Annotated in this window: 17 protein-coding genes; all 17 read right to left on the bottom strand. The window is 43.2% G+C overall.

The genetic code is table 11. The features are described 5' to 3' along the window. Positions 1 to 351: 351 nt before the first annotated feature. Complete coding sequence (locus RB620_RS01035) at positions 352 to 930, bottom strand: hypothetical protein (RefSeq protein WP_308091640.1); 579 nt, start codon at positions 928 to 930, stop codon at positions 352 to 354. 261 nt (positions 931 to 1,191) lie between these two features. Then, the gene (locus RB620_RS01030; RefSeq protein ID WP_308091639.1) at positions 1,192 to 1,743 is read right to left on the bottom strand and encodes a hypothetical protein; all 552 of its coding nucleotides are present in this window, start codon (positions 1,741 to 1,743) and stop codon (positions 1,192 to 1,194) included. Positions 1,744 to 1,923: 180 nt separating this feature from the next. Next, positions 1,924 to 2,388 carry an HIT family protein gene (locus RB620_RS01025; RefSeq protein ID WP_308091638.1) on the bottom strand — a complete coding sequence of 155 codons (465 nt, stop codon included), beginning with the start codon at positions 2,386 to 2,388 and terminating at the stop codon, positions 1,924 to 1,926. Positions 2,389 to 2,617: 229 nt separating this feature from the next. Beyond that, on the bottom strand, positions 2,618 to 3,103 hold the full coding sequence (locus RB620_RS01020) for an SRPBCC family protein (protein ID WP_308091637.1): 486 nt from the start codon (positions 3,101 to 3,103) through the stop codon (positions 2,618 to 2,620). Between the two features lie 754 nt (positions 3,104 to 3,857). Then, a complete protein-coding gene (locus tag RB620_RS01015) occupies positions 3,858 to 4,469 on the bottom strand; it encodes an SHOCT domain-containing protein (RefSeq protein WP_308091636.1) in 612 nt (203 codons plus the stop codon). A gap of 176 nt (positions 4,470 to 4,645) precedes the next feature. Then, complete coding sequence (locus RB620_RS01010) at positions 4,646 to 5,125, bottom strand: YcxB family protein (RefSeq protein ID WP_308091635.1); 480 nt, start codon at positions 5,123 to 5,125, stop codon at positions 4,646 to 4,648. A gap of 185 nt (positions 5,126 to 5,310) precedes the next feature. Next, positions 5,311 to 5,643 carry a DUF3024 domain-containing protein gene (locus RB620_RS01005; RefSeq protein WP_308091634.1) on the bottom strand — a complete coding sequence of 111 codons (333 nt, stop codon included), beginning with the start codon at positions 5,641 to 5,643 and terminating at the stop codon, positions 5,311 to 5,313. Positions 5,644 to 5,848: 205 nt separating this feature from the next. Next, positions 5,849 to 6,442, bottom strand: a complete 594-nt coding sequence (locus RB620_RS01000) for a hypothetical protein (protein WP_308091633.1) — start codon at positions 6,440 to 6,442, stop codon at positions 5,849 to 5,851. Between the two features lie 181 nt (positions 6,443 to 6,623). Then, complete coding sequence (locus RB620_RS00995; RefSeq protein ID WP_308091632.1) at positions 6,624 to 6,983, bottom strand: hypothetical protein; 360 nt, start codon at positions 6,981 to 6,983, stop codon at positions 6,624 to 6,626. A gap of 188 nt (positions 6,984 to 7,171) precedes the next feature. Beyond that, on the bottom strand, positions 7,172 to 7,723 hold the full coding sequence (locus RB620_RS00990; protein WP_308091631.1) for a hypothetical protein: 552 nt from the start codon (positions 7,721 to 7,723) through the stop codon (positions 7,172 to 7,174). A 150-nt stretch (positions 7,724 to 7,873) separates the two neighbouring features. Then, positions 7,874 to 8,791 carry a hypothetical protein gene (locus RB620_RS00985; RefSeq protein WP_308091630.1) on the bottom strand — a complete coding sequence of 306 codons (918 nt, stop codon included), beginning with the start codon at positions 8,789 to 8,791 and terminating at the stop codon, positions 7,874 to 7,876. Positions 8,792 to 8,960: 169 nt separating this feature from the next. After that, the gene (locus RB620_RS00980; RefSeq protein WP_308091629.1) at positions 8,961 to 9,842 is read right to left on the bottom strand and encodes a hypothetical protein; all 882 of its coding nucleotides are present in this window, start codon (positions 9,840 to 9,842) and stop codon (positions 8,961 to 8,963) included. Between the two features lie 260 nt (positions 9,843 to 10,102). Then, on the bottom strand, positions 10,103 to 10,699 hold the full coding sequence (locus RB620_RS00975; protein ID WP_308091628.1) for an ABC transporter ATP-binding protein: 597 nt from the start codon (positions 10,697 to 10,699) through the stop codon (positions 10,103 to 10,105). Continuing rightward, positions 10,696 to 11,547 (bottom strand): ATP-binding cassette domain-containing protein, encoded by an 852-nt coding sequence (locus RB620_RS00970; protein WP_308091627.1) that lies wholly within the window; start codon positions 11,545 to 11,547, stop codon positions 10,696 to 10,698. Before RB620_RS00970 ends, RB620_RS00975 begins: the two co-directional genes overlap by 4 nt. 12 nt (positions 11,548 to 11,559) lie before the next feature. Further along, the gene (locus tag RB620_RS00965; RefSeq protein WP_308091626.1) at positions 11,560 to 12,369 is read right to left on the bottom strand and encodes an ABC transporter permease; all 810 of its coding nucleotides are present in this window, start codon (positions 12,367 to 12,369) and stop codon (positions 11,560 to 11,562) included. A gap of 49 nt (positions 12,370 to 12,418) precedes the next feature. Beyond that, entirely contained in the window at positions 12,419 to 13,420 is a 1,002-nt protein-coding gene (locus RB620_RS00960; RefSeq protein ID WP_308091625.1) for an ABC transporter permease, read from the bottom strand. Between the two features lie 35 nt (positions 13,421 to 13,455). Further along, positions 13,456 to 15,075, bottom strand: coding sequence for an ABC transporter substrate-binding protein (locus RB620_RS00955; protein ID WP_308091624.1), 1,620 nt, complete (start codon positions 15,073 to 15,075; stop codon positions 13,456 to 13,458). Positions 15,076 to 15,095 lie beyond the last annotated feature (20 nt).

The following is a 15,095-nucleotide window of genomic DNA, read 5'->3' as shown; positions in this document are numbered from 1 at the left end:
GTAGACTTCACTTTAAGGGTGCTCCTTCCTTGGTTGGTGATGTTCTCGACAAACACCATTCTACCAAAGATTAGAGCACTTTTTTATATTTTTATAAGGTGATACTTTCGTAATTCAGGTTCAATTCGTCCAACTAGTTCAGGATGTTTATAAATTGTCCTTAATGTATCTTTGACACTAGCGAGCATCGAAACGTAAACAAAGATATAAAGAACTATAAAAAGTAAAATTAAAAGAGTTATTTCTTTTTTTCTACTCATAATTCGGCTCCTTCAGGTATTTCACCTAACGTTTCGCGAGAATATGGCGTTATAGGATGTCAGCACCTTCTTCGATAACCACTCAATATCTTTATATTTTTCTCTCTTTTAAAAAGTACTTCTGTGCTATTTCATGATTCCAAATCTGTGCTTCGACGTATGGAATTGTACCTGCTGGATGCATGGATTCTAAATTGCTCATTAATTCAACTGTTATAATCGTTCTGACATCTGCAAGCGTAAAGACCTGACCATGATAACTAGGATGATAATACGCTTCGGGTTTGTCTCTTCCAATCCAATAAGAAACCATACTATCCGGAAGTGTGAAACTTAAATCTCCTTCATCAAAAATTGAAATTGGAATTTGTATCTTTTCGATTTCAATTCCTGCGGATAATGAGAAGTTCTCTATCCAATCTGATGATCCAAACACTGAGTAATAGGGATAGATCTCCTTTGGTTTTCCTCCCTTTTCAATAAACTTGCTTCTTAACCAATTTTCTGCATCCATTCTGTTTTCCCAGTATCGATCTGGTTCTTTAAATCTTTCAAAAAAAGGGGTGTCATCAAATAATTCTCGCATTAATTTTAGAGCTTCAGACTTTGTGAGAGCAGACAGACTTCTAAATGGCACTGACTTATAGTAGTGCGTAATATATTCAACCATCATTGATCCTCCATTAAAGGTTTTTGATGATTTGCGTGATTTCCTATAACGTACTTGTATTCACGACGCCCTACCACCTAAAGCCACGAAGTGGCGGCGATGCGGTTAGGTGGTGCGGGTGTGTCCGGCTGAATTTGCTGCCCCGAATCCTGAATCCGCTGCCTCGAATCTTGCTTCTCACTCCTACTGGATCGAGGGTCAAATGGCCAGAAGCGTGAATATAGTGTTAGATGATGTATATGCCTTCTTCGGATCAACGAATTAACTCTTTAAAGTTTCAAAATAATACTTCTTATATTCACTTGAACTTTTTAAATCATTCCACATTTCATTTATAGTATTTGCAGCATCACCATACTTCCTAATCAAGTATTGCTTTACATCATCCATGTTATTGCCATCGAATAAGAAACTACTTAAACAAAAATAGTCAGGAGCGTATAATGGCAAGCCAAAAATTTTAGAAAACTCCAAACTTATTTTTATGACTTTTTCTTGTACCAATTGATCTGATAAGAATGCCTTCCATCTAATAGGTGAGCTAAGTTCACATAAGTGATTTCCAAAATAGAGTACAATTCCTCCTGGACCTGCTATACTTACAAAGCCCTCTTCTTCAAACTCCTCCTCAATGGATCTATGTCGAACTATATCCTGTGGCCATTCCCAGTTATTAATTAATACATCATCAAGTGAGCTCGCTACATTAAAGAGGTATTGAAAATTTGATTTTTCATTAAGTAACATTGGTAACGATTGAAGCATTGATATATTGATACTATAGTCAAATAACGCAGTAAAATTAACACCCACTCACACGATCTCTCCTTAGCGTATATTTTATCTAACGTTTCGTATATTCACGACGTCAGACGAAGTCGGATGTGTCCGGCCGCTATCGCTTCCCTGCCAATTGCATCAGTCCGGATCGAGGGACGAATGTCCCGATGCGTGAATATGGTGTTATACGAAGCCATCCTGATTCAAGGCGCCTTATACTCTTCTTTCTAATAATTCAATTAATTCTAATCTTATTTTCTCTCTAATTTCTCCATGATTTTCTTCATTATAGTGATATTGCTTGTCTGTCCACTTTTCTTTCGGATATAACCAGACCGGATAAGGCTTTACATCCTCCGGTTCCCAATCATATCTCGGAAAAACGTGAGCATGTAAAAAAGGATCTGTATTACCCAAAATTGAATAATTAACTCGTCTTGGTTGACATGCCTTCTGTACAGCCTCTCCTAATAACCCCATGTCTTGAAGAAAGATCCCTCTGTTTATATCATCTAAATCATGAAGTTGATCTATTCTAGGCGCAGCCAATAAAACACAATAGCCAGGAAGAAATTGAGTATCTCCAATAACTGCATAACCACTTCTCATTCTACAAATAACGAGCGGATTCAGCCCATTCTCAGCTGAGCCTATTCTATCTTTCTTCCAATCCTCCATGAATTATCCTCCAGCATGTCTTAATAATTTATGCTTCTGATGGTTTCGCATAACGTTATTGTATTTACGACGTCCTTCCACCTTAAGCCCTTAGGGCGGCCGCGATGCGATTAGGTGGTGGAATGTGTCCGGCTGCTCTTGCTTCTTCGAAAACTGAAATGCCTCTCCGAGACCACTTCTAACTCCTGCCGGACCGAGGGCGAATGCCCGATGCGGGAATATGGTGTTATCAGAAGTTAGTGTCTTCTTGAGCTGCTTTCACAATTTCTTCTGCAATCTTTTTTAATTGAATATTTCGATGTTCTATAAATTTCTGCATGTATTTCTTTAGTATATTTTTTTCTACAATCAATCCAAGAAGCCCTAGTGGAGCTTCAAAATGCAATGTATCAGTCATTATTGTCTTTCCTTGTGTTTCTCTGAAATCATGAATATGTTTAAGCTTTTTAAATGCACCCTTTTGCATTTCATCTATGAACATAAAAGGCTCTTCATATTCCGTTATTTTTGAAGTGAGCTTCTGTCTGACTAAAAAATGTGTAGCTTGGAAAGTTACCGTTTGTCCGAATCCAATGGGACCAGAGGTAATTCCACCTACCGCTCTTTCTTTTGTATGTTTCCATACGGTTTTTGTATGTACATCAATGTCCCTGGCCAAATCAAAGCAAAGACGGATAGGAGCAGAGATCTCAATTTGGGTTCTTACAGTAATCAAATGATCTCCGCCTTTCTTATGTTTGTTTATAAGCTCTACACTAATTTCTGATACCGTTTCGTATATTCACGACGCCCGGTGAATGCCGGATGTGTCCACAGCAACCGCTGTTTGAAGCCGCTTCTGGGACTGAGGGTGAATGCCCAATGTTTGAATATGGTGTTTTCGGATGTCGACACTTCTTTGAATTACATACTCATTAATTTGTTTGCTTTTTCTTTTAATTCATCCCAGCTCCTCGAATAACTTATATTCATGCCCCAACTAACATCTCTAAGCTCCTCATGTAATTTTTTAAATGTAGAATAAATATTGAAATGTAATTACCTGGTACTCCATAACTAATAACGTTGATTCTGTGATTGAAATCATCAAGTCATTCAACTTTACTGTCATTACTTGTCGGGAAATCATAAACAACTAGAGTGTATTGATTTTTCTGAGAGAGACTAGTTGCAATTATAATAGCAACAAAACAAATCAAAATTCCTACACCAAAGTAAAACAAATGATTATTTTTCATGGTTATGTCCTTTTATGTTTTATTCTTTACAGCAATTTTACCTAACGTTTCCGTGTCCACGACGTCCCACCACCCTCATCAAACGTAGTGAGCGGCCGCGATGCGGTTTGGTGGTGCGGATGTGTCGCCTGAATCAACTTCCCCGACTTATCTCCTGGCGACCGAGGCGGCTTGTCCGTCGATGCGTGAACACATTGTTATAGGGTGGACCTGCCTTCATTGAAATACGATCTAATCTTGAAAGAAACCAATTCGTTTCTGATCTATACCGATAATTTTCTTCTTCATAGTTTCATATTCTGTATCATCTATAATTCCTTTATTTTTTAATTCAAATAATTTCTCCAATTCCTCAATCGGAGAAGAAACGTGATGACTAATTTGTTCATCTTTTTCTCCATACTTATCTTTAAGATATTTGGATCTAGTATCCTGAAGCATCTCAATAAAATTACTGAACTCAACTTCATTCGGACTATTATCGAATAGCATAATTTCTTTTTCACTGCAAATATATCCATGATATGTATTAGTCGATCTCCAATAAATAAAGAAAGAAATCGCAGCTAATAAAGAAAAAAATAAAACACCATATAGATTCTCCGTAGTTGGTTGATTGATAGTTCCAATTAGAGAAAAGATTGCGAGAACTAGAAGTGTAGCTCCTATGAAAAGCCATCTTCTAACCCCAATCGTTATGATTATTGGTTCTTTTGGTAACTGTTCATATGGAACCTTGAACTTGGTTTTAAACAAAAACCCCTTACTTTCATATATTATTCCATCAGCAGAAATCTCAAGTGATTTGTTAAAAAATTTATTCTTTTGAATTAGCTTCGACATAAGTAATTCCTCCTTAATTTGTTTGCAGGTCTTGCCTATAACGTTTCTTTGTTTCACGACGTCCGACGGAGTCGGATGTGTCCGGTTGCCACAACTCCCCTGCCAATATCTCCTGCCCCGATGCGTGAATATGATGTTATATGCTGCTACTGCCTTTCTGATATACTCTCAACTGATTACTTTATCTTTGAATAGATTTTCTGTTTAAACATTTCCAATTCAGTGCTTGAATTAAACACTCGTTTAGGAATTATTGCAAAGCCTCGCTTGCTATATTTCAAGTAAATGAAATCTTTTGTTTCTTTAATTTCTTTATAAAAGTCCCACTGAATTGTTGACTTTAGTGCGCCAGCACTGAACAGTATATTTTCATCATTCAATTCTAAATTATATTCCTCTTTATACTTAGGCTCTTTCCTAAACACTAGTTTCGGAACAATTAACATTCGAGCGAACAAGATAAAAATAAAAATAATCGAAATGACTATAATAAAAGAATAAAATATCTCGTTCGACCCATTTATGTATAGATAAAGACCGTAAAATAATAAAGCGATTGCAATTATGAAATCAACTATAAGACGCTTTGAATCCCCATTAGCTTGATTCATTGCGCGGACAAATTCTCTTTCAGAGTATTTAAAGGATAGCTTCATTGTTCATTCCCCTCATAATTTGAATTTGCAGTAGTTGCATATAATATTTCGTATATTCACGACATAAGACGAAGTCGGATGTGTCCGGCTGCAATCACTTCCCTGCCAACTACTTCTGCCGGACCGAGGGGCGAATGTCCCGATGCATGAATATGGTGTATCAGAAGTCATTGCCCCTCTTCGAGTTACCCCCAAAATAAACCTCTGTTATCTTCATCTACGATTTTCAATTGTTTTTCAAAATCTTCATCAGGAATAATGTCTTCAACAAAATGCCATTTATCTTTACTATCTCTCCAATATACTTTCCATTTGTTTTGTTCCAATCGGAATTGTGCAACATCAATTTCAACCCATTTATCGCTCATAAACGCCGGTCGTTCTTCAAAAAGAGTAATATTGTTTCCTCTGAATTTATAATTGAGTCTCATTTGATTTCGAATGTGCTTTGGAATTTTCTTATCGATATAATCAATTAATAGTTTCTCAAGTCTCTTCTTAGTGAATGCGTCTAGCATCTCGGCACACCTCAATGATAAATAGAATTTATTGTTTCAGCTCTGCAATGATTTCTGATAACGTTTCGTATATTCACGACGTCCGACGAATGTCGGTTGTGTCCGGCTGCCTCTGCTTCCCTGCCAAACACTACTGTCCGGACCGAGGGCGTATGTCCATTGCGTGAAAATGGTTTATAAGTTGTCGGCGACTTCTTTGATTAACCTACGAATCAATAATAAAATGTTTTGCTGATACTTTATATTCTTCTAATAACGGCTCGTTAGGCTCATACCAATCTTTATTATCTTCATCCAGGACCAGTCTTTTGCAGGTCTCAAAGGCACATCCGCAGTAAGAAGTTTTTGATGGTGTAAACTTTCTTGAAATTTTATATGCTTCATCAACATTCGAAAATTGAAACGGAAGCCTTTTAGTACCTTTTTCTACCCAATGAAAGCAGAATTTCTCTGGACATCTACTGTACCGATCATTATCTCCTCGATAAAGTAGAGGCAGAATATCATCGATAACGTTATCAATAGCATTGTTTACTTGATTTGCAACCTGGGACAACAAGACTCTGCAATTATCAAAATATTTATGGTGTCCAATTCTATTTGTTAAATCAGTAATTTCCTTATCAGCTCTCTTAATGAACACAGGAATAAATTCATAAGAATCGCTGAGATATAACGCAATAATATTGTTTATGTATGAAACCAGATTATAGTGAGGTGAATTTCTTCTAAAACAATCACTTGGCAAATTATCTTTTTTATTTATTTCTTTAAATATGTCTGGCAGTTCATTTGCCATTAGAGTTCTCCTTTATTAGTTTTTCGCCGATTTCTTAAAACCTGTCGTTGATTCACGACTTCCGACGAAGTCGGATGTGACCGCTGCTCAGCTTCCATACTAATTATATCTGCCGGTCCGAGGGCGAATGCCTGATGCGAGAATATGGTGTTAGATGAAGGGCCTGACTTCTTAGAATTTGCTACATAATGTCTTGAGAGATCTTCAATAGCACTTCTTCAATTCTTGTTATTACTTCTTTTAATTCTCTTGTACAAATTATTAATATAGGGTTATCCCACGAAGTAATTTGTTCATCTTGATTATCAAATTGATTAATTACAACTAACCTAAACTGCCCATCAGGTTGATTACTAGGATACCAACCTAAATCTATAATTTTCTTTTTATTGTTGTTTACTAATTGCAATAGATCCTCATTAAAATCCCATCGATGTTCATAATCTTCATCTTTAAAGTCTTTCGGAATTAGTTCAATAAAGCTGTTCCATGAAATTGTCCAACCTGTAGGAACTCTAAGCGGTACTAATGACTTTGTCATTTAAACATTCCTTTGTTATTGTTTTCAGGCATTTCATCTAACGTTTCGTATATTCACGACGCCCGGCGAATGCCGGGTGTGTCCGGCTGATCCAGCTCCCCTGCCGGTATCTCCTGCCGGACCGAGGGCCGAATGGCCCGATGCGTGAATATGGTGTTAGGTGATGTCCCCGACTTCCTGAAATACTGTCAACCTTTATCATTTATAGTTACTACCAGTTTATTAAATAACGATTTGGCAAGTCTGACTTGATATTCAAGAGCATAAAAATCTCCTCCATGTTCTTTACGATTATTTAATCTATTTATTAACGTTTCTGCTGTTTTATATAAAACAACAAATAACTCATTGAACTGGCAATAAACAATTGATGACTCAAGTCGCCCATCCTTCGAAAAAATAGATTGTATAATATTTTTAGCACTATTCTTCCTTTGAACAAATTCTAGTAACACTGTTTCATTGTCTATCAATTTGAATTTAATAAAGTTAGTGGTTTCAGGATAAAAATATATATGTCTTTCATTAATTGTATTTTCCTTGGAAATTAACAGCCTTAATTCCTTTATGAAATAACTTAATGTTAAAAGTGGAAGTCCTTTGTACCTTCGATTTGGATAAATACTTTTATCTATTCTAATATGAAACAAACTCATAAATGAGCTATGCTCATGTGATAAGTAGATATCATTGTGATCAATTATAAAATCAACACTTGAAAGATTCATAATATCACTCATTTCGAATTGGTTCTTACGCTTTCGTGGATTTCACCTAACGTTTCGTATATTCACGACGCCTGGCGAATGCCGGGTGTGTCCACAGCAACCACTTCTTAGTAGCCGCTTCTGGGACCGAGGGCGAATGCCCGATGCGTGAATATGGTGTTATCAGATGTCAGATGGCATCCTCGAGTACTCGTTTAATAAATATTCTTCTAATGCATGTTCAAATTGTGTGTTCTTTGTTAGTCCAGTGATCTTTATAATTTCAAATGTGGACTTACCTTTCGAATTGTTCAAATCTTGTAATATTCTACTCCTATTTATTTTCTGAATATCAGTTGAAGTCTTTAAAATAGTTAAATTTGGTTTTCGTTTAAGGATTGATAATAGTGAATTAATCTTCCTATTATCTAGGCGTTCTCCTTTATAAATAAGGACTGGTGTATCAATCTGAATATTTTTTATTTGTTGTTTTTGTTCAAGTAACATTTGACACAATACATCATCAATTTTTATCCATCCATATGCTAGACTGTCTTTCCTTAGATTTCTTATTCTTTTTCTATCTAGATTAACATCTGACCAATTGAGTTTCATTAGGTGATCTTGTTCAAAAATTAACTGAAAAGATAACATTAAAAGTAAACGAAGAATTGTTTGAGATTCCTCACTATCCTTCTTACTATAAACTACTCTATTATTAAGTAAGAATGATATTTGCTCATCATCGAAAAACACCATTTGTTTCTCAATTATGGTTGGCTTTAAAGATTTAAGATACTCAGTTAATTCAACATGTTTTAAGGTATTAAGATGCCCATACTCCTTAAGAAAACCCATAAAGTTCACGATTGCAGCTCGTGCAGTTGAACTTTTTCTGAGCCTCAAGAAGGATAATATATCTTTAGTAACAAAAAATTTATCTAATCCATCAATAACATTTGAGTTATTTATATAGTTATCCACATAGTAATTAATATCACTTAGATATCTTTGCTTTGTTCGTAATGATATAGAGTTTTCTTTTCTATCTAAATACTTAGAAAAATCTAGCTTTATAATGTCCTCTATTCTTAATATCATTCTTTATCCCCGATCATCTGATTTCTGATAACGTTCTTGTATTCACGACGCTCGACGAAGTCGAGTGTGTCCACAGCCTAGGCCACCTTGCTAATTCATCTGCGGACCGAGGGCGAATGCCCGATGCGTGAATATGGTGTTAGACGAAGTTAAACTCTTCTTGAGTAATCTAAATCTGCACTTCAGAAATCAATACTTTCATTCTCTTATATAAATCTTTGGATAACTGACTTAATCCTTGTTCATTTGATAGATATACCAGTGCTCTGTGGTGACCTAAGTCAGAGGGTATATCAGATATTGATTGGGTTATTGGAATTACTGTTTTACCTAGTGTATGAGCGATTCCTGTTTCATACATGACATTAGAATTCCTTCCACTAAAATCCACGATAACAATCTTAGAACAAAAAATAAGGTCAAAAATATCTTGTATAAAAGTAGTGTTATCCCAAATATCATCCGCACGCAAACATTCAAGTCCCATATAATCAGTGACTTTCTTTATCGCTTGAAAAGTACCATTAAATTGAGCACTAAACGGCATCATAACTGATACAAGTCTTTGGTTTTGCGGTTTAGTTGGAACTTGAAATACATCGGGTTTAAATGTAATTAACTTTTCAATAGGTACTTCAGCATAAGCGGTTGATATAAACTCGCCATTCAGTGGTCTGACTTTTGCAATTCCATTTGCTTGTTCAGCAATGGTTAAATTGTATGTCTTCATACATAATTGTACTGCTTCTAAAGCTTTGTTTCTGTCTACACTTTCATCGAAGAGAAAATGATCTGGGTGTAATAAATATTCAATAATATTAATTATCCCTTGAGAGGGCATGTTATCTTGTCTTGAAGCCTTATTATTTAATTCAGTTAATACGTCATTTACCCAAATTCTCCGAGTAGAGCCATCGTGTACATAATCTAAATCAATACTTACAAAGAATCTGGTTAAATTAGAAGAACTTCGATATGGAAAAAAATCAAATGGTTGATCGCCACAAATCATTTCAGATAGTTTCATGAGTCCTGCAGCACCAATCTTCATCGTAAACCCCCTCACTTTATATGCTTTAGTTTAATTTCGTCTAACTCCATATTTACGCACTACACTAATTACTACCTGTTCCCAATATTTACGCACTCCCGATCCGCTAACCTTCTCCGACGTTCAGAATTAATCCCACATTATTCGACACATCTCCTAAAAATACCTCTATCTTACATTTCCGAATATCCCTTCCTCTCCAAAGCTCAGTAACGACAAACAAACCGCTTCGCGAAGAAGCGGTTTGTTCCCGTTTTGCCCTATAGCTGGACCGTCCTGGTGCAAATCGCTTTTGCCAAATGTTCGTTATGCGTAATCGCTAGAATGCCGATCCGGTGCGTGCGCGCATAATCCAGGACGATGTTCCAGATTTGTGATTGGGTGATAACGTCGAGCATGGTGCTGATTTCGTCCGCGATGAGGAAACGCGTGTGAGGCTTGAGCGCGCGCATGACGCAAATGCGCTGCAGCTCGCCGCCCGACAGCTCATTCGGCCACCGGCTCAAGAAGTCGTCGCGGATGCCCATCTCCTTGCGGAGCGCATCGTCGTAGTCGCCCGCTTCCGCGAGCGACCTGCCGAGCTTCCACTTCGGATTAACCGCCAGCTCGGGGTGCTGGTAGATGAGCTGCACCGGCGAGAAGCCCCGTGCGGGCAGCGCCTCTCCATCCAGCAGCACTTCGCCTTGGTAGCCGGATATCTGTCCGGCCATAATTTTGCCTAACGTGCTTTTGCCACGGCCGCTTGTGCCAACGAGACCTACGACCTCCCCCGCACCGACTTCGATCGATATATCCTCCAACACCCATTCCTTGGCGCTGGGGTAGCGGTACCGGATCTGCTCAGCCCGAAGCGTCATAAAACCTCTCCCTCCGTCCCATTAAGCTTTTCTTCCCACATTCCGTAGTCCTTACTCCGTTCGGAGCGGAATCCGTTTTGAGGCAAAGCATGCCATAGTGCCTTGCTATACGGATGCTTCACATGGTCGGGAGACGCTTCGTACAAAGCCGCGTCAACAACCTCGACCGTCCTCCCGTTATTGAACACCGCGATCCGATCCGCCGCGACGAACGCAAGATCGATATCATGCGTGATCATAAGCACGCTTAGCCCGCGATCGGCGAGCTCCCGCAGAGCGTCGAGCGTCTCTTGAACGACGGACGGATGAAGCCCGGGGGTCGGTTCGTCGGCGATGACGAGCTCGGCGCCGGATGTGAGAGCCGTTGCGATGAGCACCCTTCGGGCCATTCCGCCGGACAGCTGATAGGGATATTTTCCAGAGGCCGATTTGGCAAGTTGGAACCGTTCCAATAAGTTGGCAGCTGATACGGCAGCATGCTCCCCCCGCAGCGGACTGTCCATCTGCTTGCCCGCCTTCATCAGCGGATCTAGATAACCGACGGATTGCGGTATTAACGCGATCCGCCTCCCACGAAGCTCCTCCTTCCGTTTCTGAGTTAGCTCCTCGCCGTTAAATCTCAAGCTGCCGCTCTCGCGGGCATTGTAAGGAAGAATGCCGAGGATGGCATGCGCAAGCAGGCTCTTGCCCGATCCGCTGGCGCCGACAACCGCCATGATTTCTCCCGGATATACTTCGAGCGTAAAATTCGAAATGACTTGTTTTTCCTCCCGGCGCAGCCCTCTTCCGTATTGGGCGAAGGCGACGCCGAAATCGGCGACCTCCAGCATCGGTTTGCGACGAATCATGCCTGACACCTCCTAATCATGGGCTTGGTTTGGATGATAAAGCGCCTGCAACCGTTCTCCCAACCGGTCGAACAGCCGGACGACGGCTAACAGCGAGAGACCCGGAAGCAGCGCGGTCCACCATTGGCCAGTGCTCAGATATTTCAGCGATTCGGATAAAATCACGCCGACACCCGGCTGATGGGGCGACAGCCCGAAGCCGAGGAAGGTGAGCGACGCTTCGTGCAGAATCGTATGCGGAAACATCAGTACGAGACCCACGAGAAATTGCGGGAATACATGCGGCAGCAGGTGACGGAACGCGATATGCAATCGGCTTCTGCCGAAGCTTCGGGCGGCCTTCACATATTGGCTCGATTTGATCTGCAGCACCTCCGCCCGGACAATCCTCGAAAGATAAGTCCAGTGCGTCAGCACCATGCCGATGATAATTCCCTGAGGACCCTTCCCGAACAGGAACGCCACCAGGATGAGCAAGATCAAATGGGGCATGCCCATGACGACATCCGTCAGCCACTTGATGCACGCGTCCACCCGTTTGCCGCCCAAGGCGGCGGCCGTTCCGATGAACACGGCGACGATGCCGGCACCGATCGTAGAGGCGGCGCCGATAACGAGGCTGAGCGACAGTCCTTTGAGCGTACGCAGGAACATGTCCCTGCCGAACCAGTCCGTACCGTATAGATGTTGGAGAGAAGGCGCTAGATGTTTGTCCGCGAAGCTTACCGCCAGCATCTCTTCAGTCACGAGCTGCCCGGCGACGAAGATCGTCGCAAGCAGCAAAACGCCGAAGGCGATCAGCAGCAGCGTACGCTGTCGCAAATTCGGCCTCCGAAAGGCAAAGCGCGCTCTCTTCCTAGCGCTCGCGAGATTAATGTTCATAACGAATGCCCTCCTTGATACGGGGATCGATTACGGCGTACAACACATTCGCCGCCGCGTTTCCCGCGAAGACGAATGCGGATGCGAACAAGCTGATGCCGACCAGCAGCGGCAGATCGCCCCGGATTCCCGCTTCGACAACCGCGTGGCCTAGGCCCGGGTACGAGAAGATGCTTTCGGCAAGCGTCGAACCTCCGAATACCTCGGCGATGGAGCCGAACTGAAGCGTGATGGCGGGCAACATCATATTGCGCATGCCGTGCCTTCGAACCAACTGCCATCCTTTAACGCCCCTCGCTTTCGCGAACAAGACGTAATCGCTGTCCAACACGTCGATAAACTTCTGCCTGGTATGCAGCGCGATGTTGGCTACGCCAGTCAAGCTTAAGGTCAGCGCCGGAAGGATCAAGTGGTACAAGCGATCCCCAATCCCGACTTCGCCGGCCTGTGCCCCGATCGGAGCACTGAAGCCGATCGGGAACCAGCCGAGCCGCACCGAAAACACGATCAGCAGCAGAATGCCGACCCAGAAGATCGGCGCCGAGGCAAGCGTCAGACAATACAGCTTGATCAGCTTGTCGATCCACCTTCCGCGGTTCAGCGCGCTGACGATCCCGAGTCCGAAACCGATGATCCCGGACAGCAGCCAAGCGGCACTCATGAGCAGAAGCGATGCCGGGAACCGCTCCATGATGACATCCGCGACGGGCTGGTTGTAAACGATGCTGGTTCCCAGATTGCCGCTGAACAGCCCTCGAATCCATTTGAAATAGCGAACCGTAAAGCTGTCGTTAAGCCCCCAATATTCCTTCAGGCTTTCGATCTGCTCCGGGGGCAGCGAGGCGTGTTCGCCGCCGATGTAGGCTTCGATCGGATCGATCGGCGAAAACTTCAGCAGCGTGAAACAAACGATCGTAATCGCAAACAGCAGCAAGAATAGTCGCAGGAGCTGCCCCAAGGCCAACTTGGCGAAACGCCCGGTGGCAGACAAACGTACGTCTCCAGTGTGAATCGATTCGGTACGCATTAACGTTTCACCCAGTTCTTAATGTTCTCGACCGTGATCCAGTATGCTCCGCGATGTGGGGCTGGCCGGAAATCCCCGATTTCCACGCCGTCCCTGATATAGAACGTATGATGGAACGCCACAACGGGAACGAATGGGCTGTCGCCGAGCGAATTGACGCCATGTTCGCCGTCCCATTGCGCCTTCTGCCAGTACGCCATCGCTTCCGCTTCGTCCGTCGCTTGAATCGCCTTCATCAAGTAGTCGTCCGTGAGCGCACTTGCGTAGCTAGGCGAATTGGTCGTGCCGTTCAGGACGCGGCTGGAGCTAAAGTTGGTAAAAATCTCGAACGGACTGTCCGCCCCTTTGCCGAAAACGTAACCGTTGTTGTAATACAGCTTCTCTTTGTTGATTTCGTCCCAGACTTTCGCTTCCAGATTAATCTGGATGCCAATCCGCGCGGCGCTTGCCTGCGCCCCCAAAGCAACGGCTTGCCGCTCCACCTCGCCTGGCGTATAAAGCAGCGTAAATTCCGCTTTCAGACCGTCCTTCTCGACGATGCCGTCCCCGTCCGTATCCGCCCAACCGCCGTCCGCCAAAATCTTCTTCGCCGCGTCGACATCGGCGTTCGGAATCGTATTCTCCGGATTGTCCCATGGCATGCCCGGATTATGCGAATAAACCGGACGCGCTCCGCCGTTCAAGGCGTCCCGCGCGATGCCTTCGCGGTCGAGGCCGTACGACAGCGCCCGCCGAATGGCCGGGTCGGATGTCACGTCGTTGCCCACGGGCTTGCCGTCGAATTCGAGCGTCCCTTTTTTGACCGTCGGCAAGCTCAAAGAAACGATATCCATCGTCTCGATGCTGCGCTGCGTATACCCCGGGATGTCCTGTCCGATATAGTCCATGCTGACGCGGGCGATGTCGATCTCTCCCCGTTTGGCGCCTGCAAAGCTGGCATCCATGTCCAGGTAGAGGAAGGTTACTTTCTTGATATTCGGTTTTTTGCCGTAATAAAGCGGGTTCACTTCGACGATCAGCTTCTGCCCCTTCTGCCATTCGACGAACACGTAAGGGCCGGAGCCGACGGGATGCTGACCGTAATTTTCGTCGTATGCATGCTCCGGGATGATCGCGATCCGCGTGAGCATATAGTCGAACGTGGAGTCCGGGTGATCCAGCCGGAAGACAACCGTATAATCGTCCTCCGCGATGACCTCTTTCACATTGGACAGATCGATGTAGGACGTCGTCTCTCTCACCTTGCCGAACGTAAACACGACATCGCCGGCGGTTAAGCGCTCCCCATCGGAGAACAAAACATCCTCCCGTAAGCGCACCGTCACTTGTTTGCCGTCATCGCTGACCGTTCGTTCGGTCGCCAGATCGTTGACGAGATTCATGTCCTTGTCGAATACGACCAGCTTACTCTGGAACAACGCTTCCCCGAGTCCGGGCCAATCGAAGGCCGGGTCGAACCCTTTGGCCGGCTCCCCCTTGATCGAGACGACGATCTCGTCGCCGGCAGAGCTTCCCGCACCTTCCTTATGTACCTTCCCGTCGCCGCTCCCCGGCTTGGCGCATGCCGCGAGCATCGCGGCGAGCAGCAGAACGGACAAACCGATGATGACCTTCTTCATGCTCGTTTTTCCCCCTCCAT

Source organism: Paenibacillus sp. LHD-117 (assembly GCF_030929555.1).
Classification (GTDB): domain Bacteria; phylum Bacillota; class Bacilli; order Paenibacillales; family Paenibacillaceae; genus Pristimantibacillus.
This window is presented reverse-complemented; position numbering and strand designations above follow the sequence as displayed.